The following is a 23,630-nucleotide window of genomic DNA, read 5'->3' as shown; positions in this document are numbered from 1 at the left end:
CCTGCAGGATAGAGGCGATCATCCATCCGATGAGCGCCAACATGCCGTAGGAGCCGGGCTTGCCCGCGAAGCGTTTGACCTTCAGCCTCTCGGCAGATCCAGCGGTAGCAACCGGTCCGTAGAGGTATCGGACGCGCTCGTGGCCCGCCCGGCCGGTCATCGTTGTGCAGACCCCCGGCCAGCGTCCGGATAGGTGGCTTGTTGTCTCCAGGACCGCGGCGTCATCCCTTCAGCTTTCATGAAGGTTCTGGAAAAGTGCGCCTGATCGCAGAAGCCGCACTCAAGCGCGATGTCCACCACCAGCATCCTCGAGCGGCTGAGTAGCTCCTTGCTCTTGCTCAGCCGCTGTTCGCGCAGCCACTCCTGAGGAGAGAACCGAGTGCTTTCCTTGAACATGCGCGTAAAGTGACTGCGTGACAGTGCGCAGGCTTGTGCGACCTCTGTCACCGATATGCCGCTATCCAAATGATCCAGCATCAACTGCTTGGCCGTGCTGACTTGCCATGGCTTGAGTCGTTGGGGCAAATCCACTTCAACCGTCGCCAACACGATGCAATCGTCACCCCGGGTGTCGGCATCGTCCACGCCCGTACCGCAGGCACCGGCGTGCTCCTTCACCTGTGCCATGACCGCATCGTAGGCGTCGCCATCTTGAGGCTGCTGGCCGATGGAGACCCGTTGGCTGTTGAAAGGCGTCAGGGTTTCAGTGTGTGGACGGCTCATGGTTCTTCCCTTTTGCTGAACGGTGGCGAGAGTGCTCTTGGCGGGTTGTCGCCGAGTGCCAGCAAAAGATAGCGAAACATGTCTCGAAGTGATGGCGCATTTTTGCGCCCTTGAAAGCGCATTAATGCACCCTATGCGGCTGTCTTCACGGTGCTAGGATCCGCGCTACCCGGATCACGTCGATCCCACTCGCCAGGAGAATCCAATGGCTGCTTCACGACCTTTCAACGACGACACCGCCTACTGGGGCGTTCCCTGGGAGGACAGCTACGGTTATCCGCAGGTGCGGCGGGTAGGGAACGAGATCTTCGTTTCGGGGCAGTTCAACCACGACGAAGAGGGCAACCTGGTCGCCCCCGCGCCGCTGGATGCCGACGGTAGGCCGAGCGATTACTCCTCGATGGGAGAACAGATGCGGGTCGCCTATGACAACATTGCCAAGCTGCTCGCCCTGTTTGGCGCCACGCTGCAGGATGTCGTCGAAGAGACGCTGTATGTGCTGGACATGGACGCGGCCTTTGCTGTTGTCGGCAAGGTGCGCAAGGCGGCCTATGGACTGGAGCGCCCTCAGGCCGCCAGTAACATCATCGGCGTATCGCGCCTCGCCCAGCGGCCGCAACTGATCGAGATCGTGTGCCGGGCGGTGATCGGCGCGCAGACCCGATAATCGGGGCCGGATGACGACCTATGAGGCCTGGAAAGGCTGATGCCCTTCCACGAGGGGCTTCAGGTCGGCCACGGCCGCTGCGCAGAAGGTCATGAAGGCCTTGACCCGCCAGGACTTTCGGATGTCCTGGTGGGTGAGCAGCCATAGCTCGTCCTGCAGCTCTCGCACCACCGGGCCGACGCGCACCAACCCCGGGGTGATGTCGCCGAGCATGCAGGGCAGAAAGCCGAAACCCAGGCCGGCCGCGATGGCCGCGCTGGCGGCGGCAACCGAATCGGTGCGGTACGAGATGCGCTCCGGGGGTACCCGGCATTCGACATGGTTTGTCGCCTTCAAGCCGTATAGACCTCCCGAGTAGGACACCCATGACTGACCTTCGGTGAAGGGATCGGCAGCGACCGTATGCCTGGCGCTGCCGTAAGCGGCCCAGGCGATATTGGCCAGCTTGCGCCCCACCAGTGTGTCCGCCGGCTTTCGGGTGGCCCGCACGGCGATATCCGATTCATCCCTGGCCAGGCTCAACGTCTGGTTGCCCACCAGCACTTCAATCGTGATGCCTTCATTGAGGGCTTTGAAATTCGCGATGATCGGGGTGAGAAAGTACAGAAGCAGCGAGTCGCTGGTGGTGATTCGCAGTTTGCCCAGGGGCCCCTGGCCGGCACGGGAAACCCTACGGGTGACACTGACGATGTCCAGCTCGACCCGTTCAGCCAGTGCACGCAACTCCGCGCCTTCGGCCGTCAGCAGGTAGCCCGCCTTTCGGTGATCGAACAGCGCCACCCCGAGTGATTTCTCAACCTGAGCGATTCGCCGCGACACGGTGGAGACATTGATGCCGAGCTTCTTGGCCGTGTCAGCGCGATTGCCACAATCGCTCAGGGTCTTGATGATCCGCAAATCGTCCCATGAGAGCTGGCTGACAGCCTCGCCAGCATCCCATTTGGGGCCTTGGGGAGCAGCAGGGGCAGGCGAACTACTTTCAGGTGACGACTTCACGTAAATCATTCCAGATAGGGTGCGCTGATGATACGAGAAGGGACCGGTTCAACCAATATGGCGAAAATCCCCTCAGTAGAAGTCGTAGTAAAGCAGCCATTCCCCCGTCACCGTGTTTTTCCAGAACATCAGGCTACCGCTGTCCACCACGTTCAAATGGATCTTGGCATCTGACGAAATCTGGAACACGAACTCAAAACCCTCCCCCGGGTCAACGCCCGACTGGCAAAACGAGGGATAGCCGCCGATCTTGTGCTCGTAAACATGGGTGATCAGGTCGTAATAACTGCCTATCGTCCCCGCCCGCTCAAGTTGGAGTATCTCCTCCTCAAGCTCTCCGGGAACGCCACCGCCATCCCATAACGGAAAATCCTCCATCAACTCGGCCTTCAAGGGAAAAGCCTTGAGCGGAGAGTCCGCCACTGAAAGCGATTTGTTGACCAGGGTATCGGCATCGCCGTACTCCCTGATCAACCAGTTGTCGCCCATAGGTTCGAATGGCTCGGGAAACGCCCGGGAAACGAAGAGCGTGAGCACCCGCACGTTTGCCAGTGCCGGGCAGGTGGACGGCAGGCTGGGCAGGTGAAACTGCGCATAGGGCAGCATGGGCTCACCCGCGGCGTTCACCGGAATGGTCTCATCAGGTCGGAACAGGAAGACCTTGCCCAGCCAGCTTTCGTCGTGCGCATGGGTAGGGCGAAATCCACCGGCGACAAACTTTGTGGCTGGCCTTGCCAGGCGTAGCTTGATTTCTTCGATATCCATTCGGGCGTTAACTTGATCGGGAAAAATCGGCAGGGGAGTATACCATCTGTAGGGAGGTAGCCATTTTGATCATGCTCAGGCGGGAGTGTGTATTGCTACCGGGTCACTGACCGCCAAGTCACCAACCCATCCAGCCCATGGTCGGACTTCAGGTATTTGAGCATGTTTTGCGCCTCGGCCTTTTCTTCAAACGGGCCTACGAAAATGTGGGGCGCTTCATCGAGAATGGTGGGTAGGTCCAATAGCGTCATCTGTGCAGCCATCCGTTCAAATTCCTCATCGGTAGGGGCAGTCATACGTGCTACCCAGCCGCTGCGATTTTTCAGGGCGATAGGCTCCACTTCGGCTCCGCAGCGCTTACATCGTGAGGCGGCAGCTTTGATGCTTTGGGTGCAGGCCGGGCAAGGGCGCAGATCTTCGTGCACCAGGGCGTCAACACCGGTCTTTGCCAGCCGGGGCATTAACAACACGGCGACCAGGGCTACGCCGGGAAGGAAAAGCCCGATTGCAAACATCTTGGCCCTGATCGACCGCGTGTACTCGCAACGTAAGCGGTCACGGCTGTGAGAATAAGCCAGAGGGGGAGGGGGACGCCCATTGCACTTCCTTGTTTTAAACATTGAGTGATAACCCCGCCGAGCGGACTCATCAAATTATCTACTCTTTGTCCGTAACCGCGTCGTTCTCGGTTGAACAGGTGGCCGAGCTCAGCGCGAGGGCAAAGCCCAGGAGGAGTGTGTTGAGTGTGCGCATGCCGGCAGTCCTTGTCGTGCGTGAGGAGTAGAGAAAGGGGGGCATTATGCTGATCTGGTCAAGAAGCGGATAGCATTGACGAACGACCCTCATCGGCCCAATGCGAAGGTCAGATTCACGCCTCTTCAAGGTTTCCTCATACCGACCGGATGCCAGGTGGTCGGTCGATGGATTGCCTCCAGATCTACTCTGGTGTTTCGCACAAACGATTGCATCTGCTGGCGATGGCTCTATCAATATCCGTCGTATTGGATCTTTCCCTTATGATCTGTCGCTCTAGACTGGCTCCATTCTCACGATTCACCGGGAAAGGAACCCATTTTTGTGCGTGACTTCGACTGCCAACCCGTTTTGTGTGGGAGCACACTAAGGCTCAGGCCTCTCGCCGAACATGATTTTGAAGGCCTGTTTCTGGCGGCCAGTGACCCGTGCATCTGGGCCGACCATCCCGCCAGTGATCGCCATGAACGGCAGGTATTTGAAGCGTACTTCGCCTCTCGATTGGCCACCGGCAAAGCGCTCACCGTCATCGATATCGACTCAGGGCAGATTGTGGGGATGTCAAGCTACTACCCGCCACCTGACCGGCCGGAGAGTATCGCCATCGGCTTTACCTTCTTGGTGCGGGCGAAATGGGGTGGAGATACCAATCGTGAGCTGAAGCGTTTGATGGTGGAACATGCATTCAAGACGTACGACACCGTCTATTTCCACATCGCGCCTTCGAACATTCGCTCACAGAAAGCTGCCTTGAAGATCGGCGCCGTGCACTTGTATGACGCCGAGCTGAAAGTGTCGACTGCGCCTGCGGTGTGCATGTGTTACGGACTCACCCGGGCACAATGGGCTGCGTCGCAACGAAGCGCCTGAAACAGCGGCGCCATGGATGCCCCCCTCCAGAAAATCCGGAACCATGCTTATGTCGCGAACCGGATTTGCAGAGACAGGATGTCTGTACTGGCCGGATTCTGCCATTCGCGAGAGGCAGCTTCGGGTTGATAGCGGCTCCTTGACGTCAGGCACTCTTTTACCTGAGACGCCTTGTACGTAATTACAATTCAGTTCAGATGTATCCGTGCGCTATTTCTCTGCGCAGGCCGATAACGGAACATATGACTTTCAATCTAGGGATGCGATGTTGAACAGATCGTTTTTGATGTGCTTTGTGATGTCGCTCGGAGGGTGCGTTGGACATTATCAGCAACCTGCTCCGAGTACTCCCCATGCGACGCTTGAAGCCAAGTGGGGCGACAACAATCTCATTGATGGTGGAGCCCAAGGTTACTGGGCTTTCTATGACGCACATTGTCAAGACACCAATCAGACGGGGGTCCTTGGTGCGATCTCTCCATCTTCGCCTGGTAAGAACAGATTTCTGATCCAACCTGATCGGCGCATCTACCTCAGTGCGCTGAGCTCTGGCATCAGGCAACGAGAGGGCCTGATGCAAGCGACCGTTCACAGAAGCTGCCTGAGCGTCAGCAGCTTCATCCCTCAAGCTGGAGTGACCTATCAAGTCACTCATACAGCGCCCAATTCCGGTTGCTCATTGGAAATCGTTGAGGTCCAGACCGGGAGGCCACCATCAACGTTGATTATTGAACCGGTCACAAAAGAGTGTGGCCTCTGAGACTGCTGTTGGAGCGGAGTTATCGCTGTTCAGTGAGCTTGTACCTGATCCGCGGAGGCAGGTGCAGAAGATGATTTGTATCTGCCTCAGATCGCCAGCTACCGTCCGATCCTGACCGCTATCGCCCCAGAGCAGACGGTTGTGAGAGGCAGCTTTCGGCCAGAAGCGGGGACTCGGATGGCGTTTACCAACCGGGTCTCCTGTACGGTTAATTCGAATATTCAAATTACCGTACAGGAGTCTAGCGCATAAATCTGTGGCTTAAGCGGATTGCCGTGTTCGGTGCTCGGCAAAATCAAGGGTCAATTAAACAACGGTAAGGGCGGGAGTTCATTCTATCTGGGCGGTTAATAGACCCTAGCATGCCTAGGGCAGCGCATCGTACAGAAAGCCAGTGGTCAAGCAGTTGCGCGCGACATTCAGAGATTGGCAAAACTAGCCTTTGAATCCTCAAGGTGCGCTTAAGTAACATCGTGCTATTCATCTGCCACAACGGAGAGGCAATGCCAGCAGAAGTAAGTCAAAAGGACGGGTTGACCCTGACCATCATGCCGTGCCCAAACGGCCAATCTGGCTGTGTTCTGGTTCGGCTCACTGGCGCTACGCTTCATGCAGAAATAACGTCGGAAAAAATTTCCGCTACGGACAATCCGAAGGCACTTGACGAATTTTTCGCTTCGGTAGCGCAGCTTGAGGAGGGAGTCACTCAAGACTGGCTTTCTGAAAGCCAGGATTTTGCTATCTCCGCCTTCCTGGACCCACTTTTTCCCGGATTCGTTTTTCTGCGCGTCTACTTAGGCTCAACTTCAAATGACGACTGTGATTGGCAGATAAATGGATCCTTATTACTTACCCCTACCCAGATCAGTGTTTTTGCAACAGAGTTGATGAGCATTTAACTGCTCCCCTCCATAGCCATCTCTCGCTTGGAGTCGATAGCGGATTGTAGAGGTTTCCGTACCAAAACGACTACCAAGGTCACACTCAGCCGAGCCTTGGCTGTGATGTGAGGGAGAGCCTTGTCTTGATAGCCGCTACCGCTCGCGACGCTGACTCTCAGCGCCCGAAACCGTCGCGGCGAACGCAGCCATCAACGCAGGATAATCCTGTGGATCGGGAAAGGCTTCGTAGCCGACTTTTGCCCCGGTGCTGGTCCAGGGCAGTTTTTCTCTCGTCCAGGTCTCCATGTAAGGTGCGTAGCGCTCGGGCTTGTCGAGCAGGCTGCTGCGCACGCCCACGAAGGCATCACTTCCGTCAGGGCGAGTGAACAGCCAGGACAGGCAGTGGCGACAGAAGAAGTGCCGGGTTGGGCCATGCATTCCACCGATCATGGGTGAGCCTTGGGTGATGGAAAAGGCTTCGGCCGGAAACAGCGCTGTCAGGGAAAAGGCGCTACCCGACATTTTCTGGCAACCGACGCAGTGGCACGCGCTGGTCATCACCGGTTGTGAGCGCACTTCGAACGTTACCTGGCCACAGCGGCAACTGCCGGTTGCACAGAAGTCATCAATGCTCATCGATACCTCCACTCGGTCAGGATCGGCCAGCATTCAGCCAGGCCATAAATTCTTGGGATGTTGATCAATCAACACTCGATGCTTTATGCCAAGCCTCGATCGGGTTAAGAATGCCCCATCTTCAAGCTGATGAAAATTGATCAGACCTGACAACCTACTCATAGGAAATGTATGAACATCCCGCCACTTCAGTGGGAAACCCAGCGCGTGTTCCTGGCCGTTCTGCGAACCGGCAGCCTGTCGGCCGCGGCACGAGCACTGGGCATCGCCCAGGCCACCGCGCGACGGCGAATCGACTCCCTGGAACAGAGTGTGGGGACCAGCCTGTTCGTCCGCTCGCCGGCGGGATTGATGCCCACGGACACCGCCCGGGAACTGGTCGAGCATGCACAGGCGATGGCCCTGGCCGCCGAAGCGTTTGCCCGTGCCGCTTCTGCGCAGGCCAATGTGCAAGGCGGAACTGTGCGCGTAACCAGCAGCCAATTGCTGGGCGTCGAGGTGCTGCCTCTGATGCTGGGCGAGATCCGAGCTGCCCAACCCGAGTTGGCGGTCGAGCTGAGCGTGTCGAACCGGATGGAAGACCTGGCCTTGCAGGAAGCCGATGTGGCCGTACGTATTCGTCGGCCCTCCGAGGCGGCGGTCGTGACCCGCCATGTCGGCGACTTGCGCATTGGTCTCTACGCAACCGCTCAATTGATCGAACACCGAGGGCAGCCGCGTTGCGCAGAGGAGTTGCACGAATACCCTGTGATCGGCCCGGACCGTAACCTGACGGAACAGACATTCCTGAAAGAGCGGGGATTTTTCTGCACGGGTGAGAACGCCGTCCTGCGCAGCGATGACCACCTGGCCCAGTTCGCATCGTTGCGGGCAGGCCTGGGTATTGGCGTATGCGCAAGCCAACTGGCGCGACGTCATGGCCTGGTGCGCGTGCTGCCCGAGCGGGTGGACTTTCCGGTCGATGTCTGGATTGCGATGCACCATGACCTCAAGCGGGTACGGCGTGTCACCTTGGTATTTGATGCGCTTTCGCAGGCGCTTTCACGCTTTCTGGCCGACGCCTGATGGGATAACCACGCGTCCGTAATCGACCCCAAGCGCACGGCGGCGAAAGGCAGATTTCCGCCAACGGGCACTCTTCACATTGAATGGCGAAAACCTGAAGCTGCCGCCTACCGATGGGGCTCAAACGCCGCCGCTTACAGCCCTTCATCGAATTCGGCCCATTGCCATCAAGGAAACGGCATTACTGGCGTTACACCACACTCGCAGTGGGCTAACCGCAGGGAAGGAGCACGTATGACTCAAGTTTTCGAACTCAACGACGTCACCAGGCACACGGCGCACGGCGATGTGCAGATGACGAGCGCCGGTAGCCCGATCAGCAAGAACCCGATCGAACTCATCGTGCAGGGTACTCCTGGCAGTGACTACCTACGGGGTGGGCTGGCGAATGAACTGCTGATGGGCGGGGCGGGCAACGACCAGATCGTCAGCGGAGGTGGCAACGATGTGCTGGTCCCGGGTGCCGGATACGACACCTTGTACGGCGGCGCCGGCAACGATGTATTCCGCTTCGATCGCATCGGCGACAGCTATATCAAAGCCACAGGCGAGTTCACCGATGCCATCAACCATTTTGATCCCGCCCACGATATTCTCGACGTGTCGGCCCTGGGCTTCAGCCGCTTGGGCGATGGCTATGGCGATACCCTGCACATTCGTAGCGAGCCTCTACGCGGCATCTACTTTCTGGAAAACTACGAGCAGGACCAGAACGGTCGACATTTTTCCGTGCAGTTCCTGGCCAACAGCGGCCTGATTACGGATGCCAACCTGCAACCACTGATTACCGGCACTTCGCGCAGCGACCTCCTGGAAGGCACAGGGGCCAGCGAAACCTTGAAGGCCGGCCCTGGCCGCGACACTGTCGAAGCAGGCGCGGGCAATGACCGGCTATTGGGCGGTGCCGGCGGCGACACCCTAAGCGGCGACGCGGGTGCCGACACCTTCGTGTATACCCAACTCAGCGACAGCTATCGTAACGAGGCGAGCGGCCGCTACAGCAGCCGCGACCTGATCACCGACTTCAGTGGGACCGATCATGACATGATTGACGTGTCCGCCTTGGGTTTCACCGGGCTGGGTAACGGCTATAACGGTACGCTGAAGGTCGTTCTCAACCAGGCCGGCGATGCCACCGCGCTGAAATCCCTGGAGGCTGACGCCAATGGCAACCGCTTCGAAATTCTGTTCAGTGGGAACCACGTCAATGAACTTAACACCAGCACTGTGCTGTTCGCTCCGTCCAGTAACGCCACAGCTGTGACCACCCCGCAGCCGATAACGCCCGTGAACCTGGTCGGCGACGACAAGGCCAACACCCTGTATGGCTACTGGGGCAACGATACCCTGGCCGGTGGCGCCGGGAACGACACCCTTGAAGGTAACGCCGGCGACGACGTATTGACGGGTGGGGTGGGCGCGGACAAGCTGACGGGCGGCAAAGGCAGTGACCGTTTCGTGTTTACCAGCAGCGCCGATAGCCATGCCGGCAGCAGCGACTTGATCACTGACTTCATCTGGGGCGAAGACAAGCTTGACGTCTCCGCGCTCGGCGTGACCGGTTTGGGCAACGGCCGTGATGGCACCTTGTACATGGCTTACGATGAAATCAACGACCGTACCTACCTGCGTAGTAGCGAGGCAGGTGCCGATGGGCATGCCTTCCAGGTCACGCTGGCCGGATTCGACTACACGCATCTGATCACCAATGCCGACCTGGTGCTTGCTGATACGACAGAGGTGGGGCTCATTGGACAGCCCGCTGTTGACCCCATGAGCTGACACCTCCTTGATCGCCGGCTACCAGCACCCACCTCTAGTCCACGCGACCGCTACGGTGTGGGTGCTGAACGACACCAGGGGTCGATAGCTGCCATACGTAGACAGGCTGACATCACCCGAACCCCATTCGCCGTCCTCAACCCACTGGGTTAAGCTTCGCCACAGCGACTTCACCCACCAGGGAAGATAAACGGCGATGGGCTTGTTCGATCGATTGTTCAGCGGCCGCTTCACACAACCCCCACCCGATGAACCACAGTTGAGCGATGCGGCGATAATGCGTGAGCTTTATCCATTCGCTGCGCAGCTGAAAACGTTCACTCATGCCTTGTTGGCACACCTGCCTGAAAAAGAACGCGCGCGTCTCGTCAGGAGGGTATCGCGCTATTACAACTTGGGTGAGGAGCCGGCCACCGCACTGGTCCGTGGTCTTTTGGGCACTGAGAAAGACCCGTTACCCGATCATCGGGTTCTCATGGCCGTGGACGTGCACGGCGTCAACGATTTTGGGTACTTGGCGCCGAAACTGCTTGAAACCAGCGGTATTGAACAGGCCTATGCCTACGCGGGGGAAGAGACGCCGACAATGGTTCAGGTACTGGTCGATTTCGATCAGTGGCTGACCCGGTTCGCGAAGCGCTTTCTGCATGTGGATACCGGCGGCGACGAGTACGTGGGGTGCATCGTTGAGCAAGACGGCGTCGAAAACCTGATGGCGCTGGCCAAGCAGGCGGGGATAGACGCGCGGCTCGATCCCTTTTGAGGTTTGCTCCTACAAAGGCTCAGTTCTATGCGCCACAGCGCAGCCAAGAGTTAGAGGGCTGTCGTGGCCTGCCGTAGACCATTCGAGCGCCGCCAGCAGGCGAGCATGCAAACCGTCCTTGCGCTGCGCTCGATGCAACATGACCCCGCGCCTAGCTCGCAGGCAAGAGGATCACGAAGTTCTTTTTCATGTCTTCCAGCACGGTCCATTTGCCCTTGGCGCCCGGTTCGATAATGAACGTGTCGCCAGCGGCCAGTGTGACGGGGGCGCGACCCTCAAGCTCGATGACGCAGCATCCGCTCAGGACATGGCAGAACTCCCACACTTTGTAATCGATGCGCCACGCTCCGGTGCTGGCTTCCCATTCTCCGGAAATGCGACCCTGCTGTTCATCGTGATAGTACTTGGACGTTAGCGTATGAGGGTCGCCTTCCACGACCTCTTCAAAAAAGGGCAGGTCGCGCACCGGTTGGATATCCAGTTCGCGGAATACGGTCAGTTTCTTGTTCATGGTCTTTTCTCGAGCACGTTGTGGTTAGGGCGATACATCAAATAGGCTTCACCGGTGACACCCAGCATCGGGTGCGGGACGATCTGGCAGGTTTTAACGATTTGAAAGCCGTGACGTTCGTAGAAGCGGCGTGCCCCGTGGTTTTCTGCGTAATCGATCAGGCATAGCCCATCCAGGCCTAAGTCCTCGGCACGCTGCTGGGCGTGGCGAAGAAACTCGACGCCCAGCCCCTGGCTGCGCCAGGCCTCATCCAGGGCCAGGCTGGAGATGTATAAGGTGTCGGGTATTTCCATGTCGGCATAAGGCGCGAGGACCGGGTCTGTCTCGACAGGCCTGTCAGGGGTCTCGCGCAAGGCATAGCTATGCATCATGCCGATGACGCGCCCTTCGAAAGTGGCCATCAGGCAGTTCTTATAGGAAAAGTCGCCCTGTTCCCTGGCATAGCGAGACGCACCGACACTCAGCAAGGCTTCTCCAGGTGCGGCAAGCTTGCTCCATATGTAATCGGCCATGCCCTCCGATGTCAGTTGAAAGAAGCGCGCAATGTCGTGCGCGTCCGAGGCTTGAGCGGGCCTGAAGCCGATAGGCATGTACAGTGCTCCCATGGGATCGGGTGGTTGGTTTTCAAGGATTGCGCCTTTGACAGGGTGGCAGGGTAGGCGGGTTGAGCGGTTCCCATCATGCTCTGGGCGAACACCGTCAGCACGATGTGCGACGCTGCCCCCTGCTCAAAGGCACGTGGCCGTCCAATGAGCAGGCCTGGGGAATCGATCGTGCAGTTGCCGGTAGTCGTGGGCTGTCACGTGCTCGGCGCAAGCCGATGAAAGCGCTTTCGGAAAAGCGCGGGTGAGATACCAACACGCCGGCAGAAAAGCCGCCTGAACGAATTGCTGTCTTCGTAGCCCACTTGGTGGGTGATGACCTCAAAACCAAGGCGGGTGGTTTCCAGCAATTGCTTGGCCTTTTCCAGGCGCAGGGTCTGGAGGTAGGTCAGCGGCGTTTGGCCGGTGGCTTCCTTGAAGCGACGCTTGAAGTTGCGCACGCCGAAGCCGAATTGATCGGCCAGCTGGGCGATACTGTTGGGTTCGGCGAAGTTGGCCTCCATCCAGTCCTGCACGCGCATGACCGCCTCGTCCGCATGCCCACGCGGCATCGACCAACTGATGTAAACCGTCTGCTCGCTGCGCACGCCGTCAACCAACAGGTAACGGCCACACTGTTGTGCCAGTTCAAACGAGGCAAAACGGCGAACCAGGTGCAGCAGCAGGTCCATGGCGGCACTCGCGCCGGCACTGCTGATCAGGCGACCGTCTTCGCAAAGGATACGGCGCTCATCCAGGCAGACCTTCGGATAGTGCCGGCGCAGAAAATCGGCGAACGCCCAGTGAGTCGTGGCCTCTACACCGTCGAGCAGGCCGGCTTCGGCGAGCATGAAGGCGGCGGTGCACATGGAGGCGATGATGGCGCCCTTGCGGTGCTGGTGGCGCAACCAGCTGCCGTACTGGGCAAAAGCCGGCAGGGCCTCACGCAGGCTGAAGAGAAAACCAGGAATCAGTACAAGGTCTGTTCTATCAATCGTATCGAGCCCTGCATCCACGGGCATGGGGCGTCCCAGGGCATTGTTCACAGGCAGCCCATCCAACGAGGCGATGCACACGGTAAAGGGCTTCTCGGCAGGAGCCGCCAGGCGGTTTGCCGCATCCAGTACCTCTATTGCCAGGGCGGCAGAGGCCTGTGAGCTGTACTCGGCCAGGAGAAGCGTGACGTGCATGAAAATCCCTTTGCGCAATCGGCATGAAATTAGTCATTTCTGCATCTACCTTACTCCGAACAGCGCCTCTAGAGTGCGGCATCTTTCCGCTCCAGCAGGTATTTTTTGCATGAACTTATGGTTTCGCCTTTTCCTGATGCTATTGCGCCGACCGTGGCGTCGCCCTGTGCACGGTCTCGCCACCACGGTGGTGCCCCTGCGCGTCTGGCCATTGGACCTGGACTTCAACCGCCACGTCACCAATGGCCGCTACTTCACCCTGGCCGACGTCGGCCGAATGGATTATGTGCTTCGCAGCGGCGCGTTTCGCGTGGCACTCAAGCACCGCGCAATGCCTATCGTGGGCGATGTGTGGGGCAAGTTCCGCCGCGAACTCAAGCTGTTCGAGCGCTTTGAAATTCACACACGCATGCTCGGCTGGGACCACAAGTGGAGCTTCGTCGAACACCGCTTTGTCAAAGACCGGCGCGTGATTGGGGTTGTGGTCATGCGCGGGTTGTTTCGCGGGCCAAAAGGCAGTGTCGCACCGGCCGAATTTGCCGATGCCTTGGGCCTGGACAAGCAATCGCCAGCGCTGCCTCGATGGCTGGCTGAATGGTCGGCCAGTTGCGACGGTTTGAGCGCCGACCTGCGCGAAGCAGAGCAGTTGGAGCAGCCGCAGGCAGCGAAATCAGCGTGATGTGTTGACGGGAAAGAAATCCTGATGGGATCTAAAAGATCAGCGCTTGGCCGACAGCGGATGCGTAATGGCCGCCATCGGCCGGGATGCCGTCAACGGCTGGCGACTACCACCTGCTGCTCCAGCAGGCCCATTCTCAACTGTGCCAGTTCAATCAGGTGCACCACCCCCATCGCGACCTTGCGATTCGGGCCGGTCTGGTTGTCGGCGTTCTCATAGGCCGTGGCGGCGGCTGACTGCAGGATCGAGTGGAGGTCGAGGAGGGTGTCTTCGTGATTCAGCGAGGTTGGTGGTGGGTTCGGTGGTGCGGCAGCGACAGAGGTGGACGCCGGTTTCGGCATGGCATCTGGTCTCAGGTCATAGTGGGCCAGCGCCTGGTCTACGACGCGAGGATCGATGGTTCCGGCATGAGATGAGGGCGGCGGATTGGGGGTGGGTTTGAACATGGTTCACGATACTCCTAGTGCAAGACAGGGAGCCGTCACCATCGCTACCAAACGATGTAGGGTGGCGGCCGTACGCAGGTTGGTAGACCGGTGCACTAGGAACCCGGCGCGTCCGAGGACGCCCTGCGCACGGCCACCATGAAACGGAGGCCGAAAAAAAGCGCCTCGCTCAAGGTGGCGCTTTGCGCCTAGTGACACCAGGGCTACCAAACCCTGTCACTGATGTGCAGTGACAGGCCGAAGATAGCCACCGGCGCTAGACCGGCGCAAGCGGTCGGGATTTTCTAGGAAATTTCACTCAAGGGAAAGGGAGTCGTCTGTTGGGTGCCGAGTGGGTAGAAGCTGCCTCTCGTGAAGAGCACAATCGGCCAGGAGCATGCACAGTCCCACTGCATGCCCCTGGACCGCAACTCAAGTCATCGACGGTGCTCGCTCACATGTCTATGCCAAGGCTGTCTGCTAAAGCCCTCAGCTTCATTGATATAGCGATGATTTCATCTTTCGTCATCCCGCAATATGTGGGGAGTGATTTGCATGGGATGTGCTGCGCCAGAGCGGGTCCACATGCGATGAAATACTTCAGCTCTTGCTTGGTAACTGCCAGATGCACAAGGTCAGCTTCGGAAGGTTCGTTCATTCATATACCCAAGTGAATGAGATCAATTGTTGATCATAAGCCGTCAGCAGCGTTCCAACTACGCTAAATCATACGGTGGTGCTCTCTATTCAGAGCCCCTCAAAAATAAGCAAACCAAGGCAAAATAGCGCTACCGTCATGCCCTTCGTACTGTGCCTGCCCTCGAAGATCCTTGATGCACAGACATAAACTGATTGTGGCTGGAATAGCTAAAATGTTTAGCATCCATAAAAGGGGATTGCTGGATTCAAGCGTCACCAGCGAGATGATGTTAATGACCAGGACGCTGATTATCAGGGTGTTGTACTTGAGGTGCTGGCGTCTGACAGCGGAAAAACTTCCCCAGTCATAAATCAGCCACTCATGAGAAAAAACTCCGCATTCTTGGCATTTATGAGTAGGCGAGAGCCTGATGGGGATATGGCCACAGTTGGGGCACCGAACCTTCAAATCCTGATCCATGGTGAGATGATGTTCCTGACTACGTTTTCTTAGCGATGCTATCGCAGAAGGCGCGAGGCCTATTTGGAGCGCCCGGCTTTGGTGGCGAGACTAGCAGGGCAGCTTGTTGCCTGGTAGCTGCCTTTAGCCTCGTACCGTTGACGCTGATAGGCTTTACGACCGATTTACCTTACGGCTCCGCAAATTGCTCGTAACCCAGCGAAATCCCATCATTGGCCGGGTAGCTGACGTAAACCACGATATTGTCACTGGTGGCCACGATTGCGTACGGCCATTTCCCATTGGCTTTGCGCATTTCCTCGTAGAGCGGAAGGAAAAAGTTTTTCGTCTGCCCAGTCGGATCGTATGGCACTTGCCCGGTGAAGATAGGGTAGTGGTCGCCGTTGCACAGCTGGACCCGTTCCAGCTTGATGTCATGTTTTTCCAGAACAGCGCGGGCCGGGTGCTGCCAAGTCTTGAGATCCACATCGTGACAGTCCGTCGCCTTGCTGCTGTAAAGCTCGGTGTCCTTCAGCGCCGGCAGCGCCCAAGCCAGAGAGGGCAGCATCAATAACAACACGGAAAGAAAACGCATCGCACGGGCATCCTTGAACGTTGGGATGCGGATTGTAGAGGTTTCCGTGTGCAAGCGACTATCGGCACCACGCGTAGCACGGCTACAAGTGCCTCGGGCGTTAGGCTTTCCGACCAGGTTGCGAGGTTGGCGGGCAGGCTCAGCCAAGGTTGCGATGCTCCACGACCTGAAGCGGGTATGGCGGGTCACTCAGGTGTTTGATGCTCTCTCGCAGGCGCTTCCACGCTTTTTGAGCGACGCTTGATGGGCCAAATGCCCCGCAGTCTTCATCGGCTCAGGATGCTTGACCCTGAAGTGGCTACAAGCCTCATCCTGATAGCAGTTCATCTCTATCAGGAATTCATCTATGGACAATCGTATTCCTCCGCCGCTCGTTGCTACCTTGTTCGGCCTACTGGCGTGGTTCGCTGCCCGGCAGTTGCCGGGTACCTTGGCGCTGGCTATCGAGTGGCGTGTGGGTCTGGCGCTGATCGTGTTGCTGGCAGGTGTGACTATTTGTCTGGCTGGCGTATTTTCATTCCGCCGTGCACGGACCACGGTCAACCCGCTGAGGCCGGAAACGGCTTCTGCTCTGGTCCGCTCGGGCATCTACCGGTACACCCGCAACCCCATGTATTTGGGCTTCGCCACCGTGCTGGTCGCCTGGTCCATCTTCCTCGCCTGGCCGCCAGCCCTCCTGGGCGTGCTGGGTTTCGTGACCTACATGAACCGCTTCCAGATCGGGCCGGAGGAGCGAGCGCTTGCCGGTCTTTTCGGCAGGGACTTCACTCAGTACTGTAGTCAGGTCAGGCGTTGGCTCTAGCAAAGGAACTGTCTGACATTGACGTTCCTCCTCGTGTACTCCAGCCGATGGGTCTCTGTGTCTCCCTGAAACGGGTTCATACGTTGCCGCGTCATACCAGGCGTTTTGTGGTGAGGCGGCTGGCCCATTCGCGGGCAAGCCCGGCTCCTACAGAATGGAGGCGATCACCATTTTGATGGCCGCCGCAACCCGGTAGGAGCGTGGCTTGCCCGCGAAGCTTTTGATCTTCAGGCACTCGACAGAGGTTGCCGGGTTAGGCGTTGCCGGCAGGCTATGACGCCGAGACCGGCTCAGGGACAGGCAGGTGAGCCATCATCTGCCCGTTGGCAATGGCACTGGCTTCAAGCTTCGCCCGTTCGCCGTCCAGAAAAGCATACGTGGCCTGCAGGGTGGTGATCTTCGTTTGAATCTCGGCCATCTTGCTGGCGACCAAGGCCGCGCCTTGCGCGCAATTGATCGTATTGCCCCGCCTGGCCGCCAGGATCTCCCCGATCTCGGCGAGTGAAAACCCCACGCCCTGGGCACTCTGAATGAACGCCAGATCAGCCACGGTCTGATCGCTATAGCTGCGGTAGTTATTGGCCTGTCGATGAGCCACGATCAGCCCGAGCTGTTCGTAATAGCGCAACGCATGGCGGCCGACTCCACTGCGGCGCTCCAACTCTCCGATGTTCACGAAAAAAACTCCTTGACTGTAGAGTAGGCTCTACACCTTAGCCTGCGCCGATCATCCAAACAAGGATTCAGACATGAGCGTGGAATGCTTCGTCACCGGCGGCAGTGGGTTTGTGGGTCAACATTTACTGGCCCGTCTCACGGCGACAGGACACAAGACCTGGGTGCTGATGCGCACCCCCGAAAACATTGCGCGGCTCAGAGAGCAGGTAGGCCGGCTGGGCGGTAACCCCGCGCATATTCACGCCGTTGCGGGCGATATCAGCAGAGAGGGACTGGGACTCAGCGAGGCGGACCAGCAGCGCGTGTCTTCGGTCGGTGTGGTCTTTCACCTGGCGGCGCAATTTTCCTGGGGGCTGACAATGGAGCGCGCCCGCACGATCAATGTGCAGGGGGCGCTGAGAGTCGCCAGGCTTGCGGCGACCCAGCGCATCCGATTGGTGATGGTGGGCGGCTATATGCTGCAGAACCTTAGCCACCTTGCCAACATCGGGGTGGATAATGAGTGCCCGGAAAACACCGATTGGCCCGCAGTCTATGGTCGCGTGGGCGGCTACGAAGGCAGTAAGCTCGAGTCCCATTTCGCCGTCATCCGCCACATGCAGGAAGCGGGCGCGGATTACACGATCGTTCACCCTGCAACGGTGTGTGGCCACAGCGAGAGTGGTCACATCGTCGAAGGACAACCCCTGGTCGAACTCATTCGAAACCTGGCGCAAGGGCGGTTCAAGGCTATCCCCGGTTCCGCCAGGCACTGGTTGCCATTGGTCAGCGTCGATTACCTGGTGTCGATGATCGCCTGCGTGGCATTCGACCCCACGATGGTCAACCGCCAGGTCCTGGCGCTCTACGAGCACACACCGAACCTGAAGGGGATGCTTGAGCAGATGGCAAAAACCCTGGAGGTCACGGCCCCCCGCCGCCATGTGGCGATAGGGTTGCTCAAGTGGCTTTTGAAAATTCCCGGCCTGGCGGCCCGATTGGCGATCAGCGCCGAGTCACTGGACTTCATTCAGACGCAGCGCTTCGACATGAGCCACAGCGAGCAACTGGAGCGCAAGTATCGGCTGACCCATCCCGACATGACCCGGACTCTGGAAAGGACGGTGCGCTACGCCAGGGGTCACTTGCCCCATTGAGGCCAACCGGTCAGGCCATCTTCGAGTCGGTAGAGAATGCCTTGTGTTCGGTTAGGCTCATGCTGAAACGCTTGTTGGATGCTGTTCGAAGGGGGTGCGCAATCCCGCGGTGATCGGTATGGGCTGGCGACTGACCGCGGATAAAAAGCCCCGCCGAGGCGGGGCTCTCTCCATCATGATGACCACCGCCGTACTGTAGGAGCAGGGCTTGCCCGCGAAGCTTTTGACCTTCAGCCAGCCATCAACCGCTGACCGCCACAACCTGCTGCTCCAGCGAACTCATTCTCAACTGTGCCAGCTCAATCAAGTGCACCACCCCCATCGCGACCTTACGGTTCGGGCCGGTCTGGTTGTCGGCGTTCTCATAGGCCGTAGCGGCTGCTGATTGCAGAATCGAGTGGAGGTCGAGCAGGGTGTCTTCGTGAGTTTGCGAGGTCGGCGGCGGGCTTGGAGGCGTGGCGGCTGCGGTGGAGGCGGGTGCCGGTTTCGAGCCTGCCTCTGGCCCCAGGTCATAGTGGGCCAGTGCCTGGTCGGCGATACGAGGATCGATGATTCCGGCACGATACGTAGCAGGCGGATTGGGGGTCACTTTGAACATGCTGGTAACTCCTAACGTAGGTTAGAAGCCGCCAAAATCACTGCTAAATGATGGGTGGCGGTCGTACGCAGGTTAGCAGACCGGTACGTTAGGAAACCGGCGCATCCGAAGATGCCCTGCGCACAGCCACCATGAAGCACCGAGCACAAAAAGCCGGTGGGATGGGTGACGCTGTGCGCCTAACGATTTGCCGAGCTGCTAAACCCGATCACTGGATTGGCAGTGACGGGCCGAGACTAAACCACCGAAATTATTAGGCGCAACCGGTCGGGATTTTCTAGGAAATTTAATTCAAGGGAAAGGGACATGTCTGGTTTGGCGCTGAGTGGGCGGAAGCTGGCAGCAACAAATGACAGCTATCGGGCAATAGCTGCCCGATAGCAGCGTCCAGGAATTTACAGTCATTCAGGTTAAAAAGCGGCCTGAGTAACCGTCAGCCCGTGCTTTCGCCAGCGAGCCAAGTTAGAAAGAAAGGAGTTCAAGTGGGTGAAAATAGCCCTTCAAGGAAGACGAGAGCGACCCTGTTTAATGACTGGTTGGATCTTCCTTCGCGCAAAGCTCGACTAGGATAGCGCGGCGGGGGGAATAGCTCCATAATCTCGCAAGAATCCATTTTCTGAAAAAATAAACTCGTTCCCATTTATGCATCAGGTTTTTCCATGTTCAACAGAAGCGATTTTGATCAGCTCACCGTGGAAGAAAAGTCTTATTGTAGAGCGATCGGTGATTGTCGCGGTCTCCATTTTGTGACGTATCCATCAGTCGCCTTTCAATACCCCGATTCTGAGGAAACCATTCGAATAACCCGCGCGCCCAAACAGCAAGGCGAAAACGGATTGAAATTCTGGCTTCATGCCGAATGTGTAGATTGGCATCATGAAAGGGAAAGCTACTTCGTGGGCTATGTGTCTGACGCCAAGTTTGAGGCGATTTCGGAAGCTGTTTTCAATAAGATGGTCGCGGAGCAGGCGCATTATTTGATCGCTCCCCTCAAGCAGCCGCTGCATGAGCCCAGCGGTTTCATCGGAGCGTTGTTGATGTATTCAATGAAGACGGAGTTCATCGTTTCACTGTTCGCGGAGTATGAAGACGAGTACATCCATTTCTATTGGGACACGACTTCATGAGCGGCGGCCAAGGACCGAAAGCGAATTAGGCTGAACGCTAGACTGTCGCCGAGAAGGGGCTGTTGTGAACGGCACCTATTGGCCGAGTGCTGCCTCTCGCGCAGCGCCTCAGGCAGCAGTGACTGCGGGTAGTTCTGGTAGCAAACCGGACGCAGGAAACGATCGATCGCCAGGGTACCCACCGAAGTACCACGGGCACCGGAAGTCGCCGGGTACGGCCCGCCATGGACCATCGCGTCACACACTTCAACACCGGTTGGGTAGCCGTTGATCAGGATCCGGCCGACTTTATCTTCCAGCAGCGGCACCAGCCAGGCGAAGGCTTTGAAGTCTTCCGCTTCGGGCCCTGACCCGGCGACAGTGACTTAGTTACCTATTCGGCACACCTCGACCTGGTAACCCATCGCACTGAGTCGCTGGGCAAATTGCCTGAAATTCACCTTCGAGAAAAACGGCATGTGTAACTCTGCGTTGGGTTGCATGATGGCGAACACGATCCTGTTGCGAGGCTGCGTGGTAGTGTTGAAGACAAATCGGAAATCACCGAGCTCTGCGAGATGTGCGTTCACCTGGGTAACGACATCCGGTGAGTTGATCAGGGCCTCAGCAGACACGTAAGCCTGTGAAAAAAGGTGGCTCAATACGCTCGACGATGAGTACTTTTTGACGTGGATGATGTGGTGGTCCGGCGTGAGTAAGTCACAGAACTCGAATGGGCCGCCTGCGCCGGTCAGTCTCACCAGTTTCTGGTCGAGTAGATAGAAACTGACGTTGTCGGCGATACGCCTAAGGTAGGCGCCTTCGTGGTCAGTACCATATGGAGGAAACACCAGGTCGCTAGGAACCGCAGCCTCAAAAAAACGGTTCACTTGCTCGGTATAGTCGCGATCAATCTGGTACCAATCACCTTCGCTGAGTAGATAGATATTGCCTTCGTGTTCGATCTCGGCCTCCAGGCACATATACAGAGGCCAGGTGGCAAGTCGTTGTTCGTCCGCGCCATATAGGTAGATGCGCTCAGACTCCAACGCAGGACGGGAGATTACCCTCAGCAAGTGCTTGGCGAGCAGAGCTTGTCGCAGATCCAGATCAAATGCGATCGCTGGGCCATTCCGTGATCGGGTACTATGTTTGACATAGCCAAAACCGCTGATGTCATTTCCGAGTAGTTCAGGTGCAGCCGCGCGGACGCGGTCAAACTGCTCAGCGTTCATCGCTCTCACCAGTACCTCATCCAGTTGCCCTCTGAGTGCGGAATCGCGTACAGGAACTATAAAGTCCATCCAAGGATACTTTTCCTTGCAGTGTTCATCCTCGTAAGCCGTCAACAGCCGAAGCGCGATTTCCGGGAAATCCTCAAGCTTCACATCGGAGTGAAGCGCCAATGAGTCCGAGCCGCTTACGTACTCGCCTTCATCCTGGTCGTTTTCCACGATCCCGGTCAGCGACTTGAGGATTTCCGAATCAAATTTGAAGTCGAACTCAGAGATGGACAACAGCCTCGATGACTGCGCTTTTGAGCGAAGCGGCGTACGATCAATATTGGATTTTTCCACAGATTTGATCAGCAGAGGATCTGTCAAGCTGAGCGCTGTACGAAGCCCAAAGTAGCGTTCAATCGCGAGCGGATCGATCAGATGCCTGGCATGACCAAAGGTGAAGCAAAAGACTCTGTTATTGACTGCCATGACCAGTAGCGCTTTGAGAGATCTACCGGTCAAGTCGAGGCCGGCTACTTCTGGAACCGCTCCGAAGAGTTGTGTCCACTTTGGGTGGGAAGGATTTTTTTGGTGAAAGAAGAGACACTCAATATCGCCCAACGAAAAAGCGATAGGTTGCAAATTGGCCTCGTCGGAAAGCGCGTCCCGGACGGTTCGCCCCTCCTTAAGCAAGAACACGTTGATAGTGATCTTCACGCGTCACTCCTTGATTTTCCTCCTTGATGTTAAATTGGCATTTGCCCTCGTATTCGTCAAGCCAAGTAAAATGTAATCGGCGACAGTCCTTGCTCAAATGCATTAAGGGTATAGCTCGCGTAGATCGCGCTACGCCTCTGCATCAGCAATGCATCTGGAGCGGCAATGAAGTGGAGTTTGGCGACGATGGTTATACCCGACTATCCCAGTTGAAGAAATTTCAGCGTTCGCTAGCACACGAATGAGGGGGGCAGCCGTGCGCAGGTGTGCAAGACCGGGCATATCGGACCCCGGCAGACTCGAAAGTCTCCCGCGCACGGCTACCACCAAACGGGGATCGAAGAGGGTATAAGCATCTGCCTAAGCGGCTTGTTTGAGGATGCGTGATGTATTGATATGAGTGTGCTTTCACATTCGTATCATCCATTAGGATGGCCTTACGAAGACTATCGGCAAAGTATGGCCCAAACAAACGGTCGGGTTTTTCTAGGAGGTTTCAGTCAAGGGAAAGGGAGTTGTCTGGTTGGGCGCTGGTTGGGGGATGCAGTTGACCAAGAGTAGGTAATCGACCCAAAGCAATCCTTTGTGGTTACAGTAATGACTGGGCCGGAAGTCGCTGACCCACCAGCGCCACGGACTAACAGTCCTAGAACTGGCACCGTATACAAGGTTGCTGCACCCCTCATGAAATGGAGGATGGGTAGAAGAGCGACAGAATCAGCAATAGTTCTCAATCAAGTCGGTCGAGACCCCAAGCGAATGTGGGGCCTGCCAGAGGGGGAATAAGTGTTAGATATTTGCAATATTTAGTTACATTTTTCACATAGCTAAAATCGGTCGTGTCACGCATCTTGAGAGTGTCGGCGATAGCAATAATTTTACTCTGTAATAATCAATTCTGAGGGGAATTTTATGGCGCTTAAACCTGGTCCGAAGCCTATTGCTAAATCAACTGGTGAGGTAGACAAACGTCGTCGTGACAATAAAGATACGCCAGGTAATAATCCTGATTTGAAGCCTAGCAAGTCCTCAAAAAAATAGCGTATCACTGGCAGAAGCTACTGTAATGGTAGCTTTTGTCATTGGGTTTATAGCGACTAAATGCATACCCTGATAGCTGAGCTACCTTAGCTTTTCTAGCTGCTCTAAAGGCTCACTGGGTAAAATTTTCAAATCAACAGACTCTGAATTGCCGTCGTCTCGCAAAAAGCTGATTGATCGCTGCTGGCTGGTAGCAGTCATTCAGGCTTAGCATCATACGACATGATATTGCCCCGGTCATCCAACCTGCTCAACAACGCGGGACCATCAGCAACCCCCAGAATTTGATCGATTGCGGCGATTTTCAGGCTCGCAGCGTCGGTCTGAAAATTCACGCCATTGAACGCCGCATCCGCCTCATTGTGAAGCGCATAGGCCAGATGCGCTGCGACCGCCTCCACATCGCTGCCCAGATAATCAGCAAGCAACCCCCTGATCTCAAGCAGCGCGAGCGCGAGTAGCCTGGTCTGATCTGACTGCATAAGGATTCCGATTCCCAAAGGTGGATATGCGAACGAATTCAGCAGGGCCAGATTAGTCCCTGGACGGATAAAGCAAAACACCGACCCCATGTCTAGTCCTGAAATAGGT

At 57.2% G+C, this 23,630-nt stretch carries 26 protein-coding genes and 1 pseudogene; 10 read left to right on the top strand and 17 right to left on the bottom strand.

Annotation, left to right across the window (positions count from 1 at the left end):
• Positions 1-156 precede the first annotated feature (156 nt).
• Positions 157-585: a helix-turn-helix domain-containing protein gene (locus PF66_RS26170; RefSeq protein WP_054057352.1), complete on the bottom strand. Its 429-nt coding sequence runs from the start codon at positions 583-585 to the stop codon at positions 157-159.
• Between the two features lie 343 nt (positions 586-928).
• Between PF66_RS26170 and PF66_RS26165 the strand changes: the two genes are divergently transcribed.
• Positions 929-1,390 (top strand): RidA family protein, encoded by a 462-nt coding sequence (locus PF66_RS26165; RefSeq protein WP_054057323.1) that lies wholly within the window; start codon positions 929-931, stop codon positions 1,388-1,390.
• Positions 1,391-1,408: 18 nt separating this feature from the next.
• Here the strand turns inward: PF66_RS26165 and PF66_RS26160 are convergent, their stop codons facing one another.
• From PF66_RS26160 to PF66_RS26150, 3 genes are all read right to left on the bottom strand, one after another.
• Entirely contained in the window at positions 1,409-2,395 is a 987-nt protein-coding gene (locus PF66_RS26160) for a LysR family transcriptional regulator (RefSeq protein WP_193394234.1), read from the bottom strand.
• 63 nt (positions 2,396-2,458) lie between these two features.
• Positions 2,459-3,151, bottom strand: a complete 693-nt coding sequence (locus tag PF66_RS26155) for a DUF1963 domain-containing protein (protein WP_054064248.1) — start codon at positions 3,149-3,151, stop codon at positions 2,459-2,461.
• A 95-nt stretch (positions 3,152-3,246) separates the two neighbouring features.
• Positions 3,247-3,666, bottom strand: a complete 420-nt coding sequence (locus PF66_RS26150; RefSeq protein WP_241494447.1) for an SPOR domain-containing protein — start codon at positions 3,664-3,666, stop codon at positions 3,247-3,249.
• Positions 3,667-4,228: 562 nt separating this feature from the next.
• On the opposite strand from PF66_RS26150, the gene PF66_RS26140 reads away from it, so the two are divergent.
• Both PF66_RS26140 and PF66_RS26135 read left to right on the top strand, forming a co-directional pair.
• Positions 4,229-4,774 carry a GNAT family N-acetyltransferase gene (locus PF66_RS26140; RefSeq protein WP_054064246.1) on the top strand — a complete coding sequence of 182 codons (546 nt, stop codon included), beginning with the start codon at positions 4,229-4,231 and terminating at the stop codon, positions 4,772-4,774.
• A gap of 1,263 nt (positions 4,775-6,037) precedes the next feature.
• Positions 6,038-6,433, top strand: coding sequence for a DUF6228 family protein (locus PF66_RS26135; RefSeq protein ID WP_054064245.1), 396 nt, complete (start codon positions 6,038-6,040; stop codon positions 6,431-6,433).
• Positions 6,434-6,568: 135 nt separating this feature from the next.
• On the opposite strand, the gene PF66_RS26130 is transcribed toward PF66_RS26135, so the two are convergent.
• Entirely contained in the window at positions 6,569-7,051 is a 483-nt protein-coding gene (locus PF66_RS26130; protein WP_054064288.1) for a GFA family protein, read from the bottom strand.
• Between the two features lie 171 nt (positions 7,052-7,222).
• Between PF66_RS26130 and PF66_RS26125 the strand changes: the two genes are divergently transcribed.
• From PF66_RS26125 to PF66_RS26115, 3 genes are all read left to right on the top strand, one after another.
• Positions 7,223-8,116, top strand: coding sequence for a LysR family transcriptional regulator (locus PF66_RS26125; RefSeq protein ID WP_054064244.1), 894 nt, complete (start codon positions 7,223-7,225; stop codon positions 8,114-8,116).
• Between the two features lie 234 nt (positions 8,117-8,350).
• On the top strand, positions 8,351-9,898 hold the full coding sequence (locus PF66_RS26120) for a M10 family metallopeptidase C-terminal domain-containing protein (protein ID WP_054064243.1): 1,548 nt from the start codon (positions 8,351-8,353) through the stop codon (positions 9,896-9,898).
• Between the two features lie 196 nt (positions 9,899-10,094).
• Positions 10,095-10,661, top strand: a complete 567-nt coding sequence (locus PF66_RS26115; protein ID WP_054064242.1) for a DUF6630 family protein — start codon at positions 10,095-10,097, stop codon at positions 10,659-10,661.
• 151 nt (positions 10,662-10,812) lie between these two features.
• Here the strand turns inward: PF66_RS26115 and PF66_RS26110 are convergent, their stop codons facing one another.
• From PF66_RS26110 to PF66_RS26100, 3 genes are all read right to left on the bottom strand, one after another.
• Positions 10,813-11,172 (bottom strand): cupin domain-containing protein, encoded by a 360-nt coding sequence (locus PF66_RS26110; RefSeq protein WP_054064241.1) that lies wholly within the window; start codon positions 11,170-11,172, stop codon positions 10,813-10,815.
• Entirely contained in the window at positions 11,169-11,762 is a 594-nt protein-coding gene (locus tag PF66_RS26105; protein ID WP_241494446.1) for a GNAT family N-acetyltransferase, read from the bottom strand. The genes PF66_RS26110 and PF66_RS26105 overlap by 4 nt, the downstream gene beginning before the upstream one ends.
• Positions 11,763-11,971: 209 nt before the next feature.
• A complete protein-coding gene (locus tag PF66_RS26100; RefSeq protein ID WP_054064239.1) occupies positions 11,972-12,943 on the bottom strand; it encodes a GlxA family transcriptional regulator in 972 nt (323 codons plus the stop codon).
• Positions 12,944-13,052: 109 nt separating this feature from the next.
• On the opposite strand from PF66_RS26100, the gene PF66_RS26095 reads away from it, so the two are divergent.
• Positions 13,053-13,622: a thioesterase family protein gene (locus PF66_RS26095; protein ID WP_054064238.1), complete on the top strand. Its 570-nt coding sequence runs from the start codon at positions 13,053-13,055 to the stop codon at positions 13,620-13,622.
• Positions 13,623-13,714: 92 nt separating this feature from the next.
• Here PF66_RS26095 and PF66_RS26090 read toward each other — a convergent pair whose 3' ends face one another.
• The 4 genes from PF66_RS26090 to PF66_RS26080 form a co-directional block, all read right to left on the bottom strand.
• Entirely contained in the window at positions 13,715-14,068 is a 354-nt protein-coding gene (locus PF66_RS26090) for a DUF6124 family protein (protein ID WP_054064237.1), read from the bottom strand.
• Positions 14,069-14,501: 433 nt separating this feature from the next.
• Complete coding sequence (locus PF66_RS26085; RefSeq protein ID WP_054064236.1) at positions 14,502-14,705, bottom strand: hypothetical protein; 204 nt, start codon at positions 14,703-14,705, stop codon at positions 14,502-14,504.
• 99 nt (positions 14,706-14,804) lie between these two features.
• The gene (locus PF66_RS32300; protein ID WP_081009914.1) at positions 14,805-15,167 is read right to left on the bottom strand and encodes a hypothetical protein; all 363 of its coding nucleotides are present in this window, start codon (positions 15,165-15,167) and stop codon (positions 14,805-14,807) included.
• Between the two features lie 169 nt (positions 15,168-15,336).
• A complete protein-coding gene (locus PF66_RS26080) occupies positions 15,337-15,741 on the bottom strand; it encodes a hypothetical protein (protein WP_054064235.1) in 405 nt (134 codons plus the stop codon).
• 346 nt (positions 15,742-16,087) lie between these two features.
• On the opposite strand from PF66_RS26080, the gene PF66_RS26075 reads away from it, so the two are divergent.
• A complete protein-coding gene (locus PF66_RS26075) occupies positions 16,088-16,543 on the top strand; it encodes a methyltransferase family protein (protein ID WP_054064234.1) in 456 nt (151 codons plus the stop codon).
• A gap of 271 nt (positions 16,544-16,814) precedes the next feature.
• On the opposite strand, the gene PF66_RS26070 is transcribed toward PF66_RS26075, so the two are convergent.
• Positions 16,815-17,219 carry a MerR family transcriptional regulator gene (locus tag PF66_RS26070; RefSeq protein WP_054064233.1) on the bottom strand — a complete coding sequence of 135 codons (405 nt, stop codon included), beginning with the start codon at positions 17,217-17,219 and terminating at the stop codon, positions 16,815-16,817.
• A 73-nt stretch (positions 17,220-17,292) separates the two neighbouring features.
• Here PF66_RS26070 and PF66_RS26065 point away from each other — a divergent pair, with 73 nt between their 5' ends.
• Positions 17,293-18,357 carry an SDR family oxidoreductase gene (locus PF66_RS26065; protein ID WP_054064232.1) on the top strand — a complete coding sequence of 355 codons (1,065 nt, stop codon included), beginning with the start codon at positions 17,293-17,295 and terminating at the stop codon, positions 18,355-18,357.
• Between the two features lie 241 nt (positions 18,358-18,598).
• Here the strand turns inward: PF66_RS26065 and PF66_RS26060 are convergent, their stop codons facing one another.
• Positions 18,599-18,955 carry a DUF6124 family protein gene (locus PF66_RS26060; RefSeq protein WP_054064231.1) on the bottom strand — a complete coding sequence of 119 codons (357 nt, stop codon included), beginning with the start codon at positions 18,953-18,955 and terminating at the stop codon, positions 18,599-18,601.
• 659 nt (positions 18,956-19,614) lie between these two features.
• Here PF66_RS26060 and PF66_RS26055 point away from each other — a divergent pair.
• Positions 19,615-20,082, top strand: a complete 468-nt coding sequence (locus tag PF66_RS26055; protein WP_054064230.1) for a hypothetical protein — start codon at positions 19,615-19,617, stop codon at positions 20,080-20,082.
• Here PF66_RS26055 and PF66_RS32295 read toward each other — a convergent pair.
• From PF66_RS32295 to PF66_RS26045, 3 genes and pseudogenes are all read right to left on the bottom strand, one after another.
• Positions 20,061-20,423, bottom strand: a pseudogene (locus PF66_RS32295) (hypothetical protein); the annotation flags it as partial. The gene PF66_RS26055 and the pseudogene PF66_RS32295 overlap by 22 nt on opposite strands.
• Before the next feature lie 24 nt (positions 20,424-20,447).
• Positions 20,448-21,998 (bottom strand): TIGR04141 family sporadically distributed protein, encoded by a 1,551-nt coding sequence (locus PF66_RS26050; protein ID WP_054064229.1) that lies wholly within the window; start codon positions 21,996-21,998, stop codon positions 20,448-20,450.
• A 1,238-nt stretch (positions 21,999-23,236) separates the two neighbouring features.
• A partial coding sequence (locus tag PF66_RS26045; protein ID WP_241494445.1) for a hypothetical protein occupies positions 23,237-23,630 on the bottom strand: 394 nt, incomplete at its 5' end.

Source organism: Pseudomonas asplenii (genome assembly GCF_001293465.1).
GTDB lineage: Bacteria > Pseudomonadota > Gammaproteobacteria > Pseudomonadales > Pseudomonadaceae > Aquipseudomonas > Aquipseudomonas fuscovaginae_B.
Note: the sequence above shows the minus strand (reverse complement) of the source record. Positions and strands in the feature narration are given on the sequence as shown.

Bases quoted from the DNA above. Each gene is read 5' to 3' on its own strand.
- PF66_RS26085 (WP_054064236.1), bottom strand. From the start codon at position 14,705: ATGAACGAACCTTCCGAAGCTGACCTTGTGCATCTGGCAGTTACCAAG.
- PF66_RS26125 (WP_054064244.1), top strand. From the start codon at position 7,223: ATGAACATCCCGCCACTTCAGTGGGAAACCCAGCGCGTGTTCCTGGCC.
- PF66_RS32300 (WP_081009914.1), bottom strand. From the start codon at position 15,167: ATGGATCAGGATTTGAAGGTTCGGTGCCCCAACTGTGGCCATATCCCC.
- PF66_RS26155 (WP_054064248.1), bottom strand. From the start codon at position 3,151: ATGGATATCGAAGAAATCAAGCTACGCCTGGCAAGGCCAGCCACAAAG.
- PF66_RS26135 (WP_054064245.1), top strand. From the start codon at position 6,038: ATGCCAGCAGAAGTAAGTCAAAAGGACGGGTTGACCCTGACCATCATG.
- PF66_RS26065 (WP_054064232.1), top strand. From the start codon at position 17,293: ATGAGCGTGGAATGCTTCGTCACCGGCGGCAGTGGGTTTGTGGGTCAA.
- PF66_RS26105 (WP_241494446.1), bottom strand. From the start codon at position 11,762: ATGCCTATCGGCTTCAGGCCCGCTCAAGCCTCGGACGCGCACGACATT.
- PF66_RS26130 (WP_054064288.1), bottom strand. From the start codon at position 7,051: ATGAGCATTGATGACTTCTGTGCAACCGGCAGTTGCCGCTGTGGCCAG.
- PF66_RS26060 (WP_054064231.1), bottom strand. From the start codon at position 18,955: ATGTTCAAAGTGACCCCCAATCCGCCTGCTACGTATCGTGCCGGAATC.
- PF66_RS26100 (WP_054064239.1), bottom strand. From the start codon at position 12,943: ATGCACGTCACGCTTCTCCTGGCCGAGTACAGCTCACAGGCCTCTGCC.
- PF66_RS26055 (WP_054064230.1), top strand. From the start codon at position 19,615: ATGTTCAACAGAAGCGATTTTGATCAGCTCACCGTGGAAGAAAAGTCT.
- PF66_RS26115 (WP_054064242.1), top strand. From the start codon at position 10,095: ATGGGCTTGTTCGATCGATTGTTCAGCGGCCGCTTCACACAACCCCCA.
- PF66_RS26075 (WP_054064234.1), top strand. From the start codon at position 16,088: ATGGACAATCGTATTCCTCCGCCGCTCGTTGCTACCTTGTTCGGCCTA.
- PF66_RS26110 (WP_054064241.1), bottom strand. From the start codon at position 11,172: ATGAACAAGAAACTGACCGTATTCCGCGAACTGGATATCCAACCGGTG.
- PF66_RS26095 (WP_054064238.1), top strand. From the start codon at position 13,053: ATGAACTTATGGTTTCGCCTTTTCCTGATGCTATTGCGCCGACCGTGG.
- PF66_RS26090 (WP_054064237.1), bottom strand. From the start codon at position 14,068: ATGTTCAAACCCACCCCCAATCCGCCGCCCTCATCTCATGCCGGAACC.
- PF66_RS26165 (WP_054057323.1), top strand. From the start codon at position 929: ATGGCTGCTTCACGACCTTTCAACGACGACACCGCCTACTGGGGCGTT.
- PF66_RS26080 (WP_054064235.1), bottom strand. From the start codon at position 15,741: ATGCGTTTTCTTTCCGTGTTGTTATTGATGCTGCCCTCTCTGGCTTGG.
- PF66_RS26160 (WP_193394234.1), bottom strand. From the start codon at position 2,395: ATGATTTACGTGAAGTCGTCACCTGAAAGTAGTTCGCCTGCCCCTGCT.
- PF66_RS26120 (WP_054064243.1), top strand. From the start codon at position 8,351: ATGACTCAAGTTTTCGAACTCAACGACGTCACCAGGCACACGGCGCAC.
- PF66_RS26150 (WP_241494447.1), bottom strand. From the start codon at position 3,666: ATGTTTGCAATCGGGCTTTTCCTTCCCGGCGTAGCCCTGGTCGCCGTG.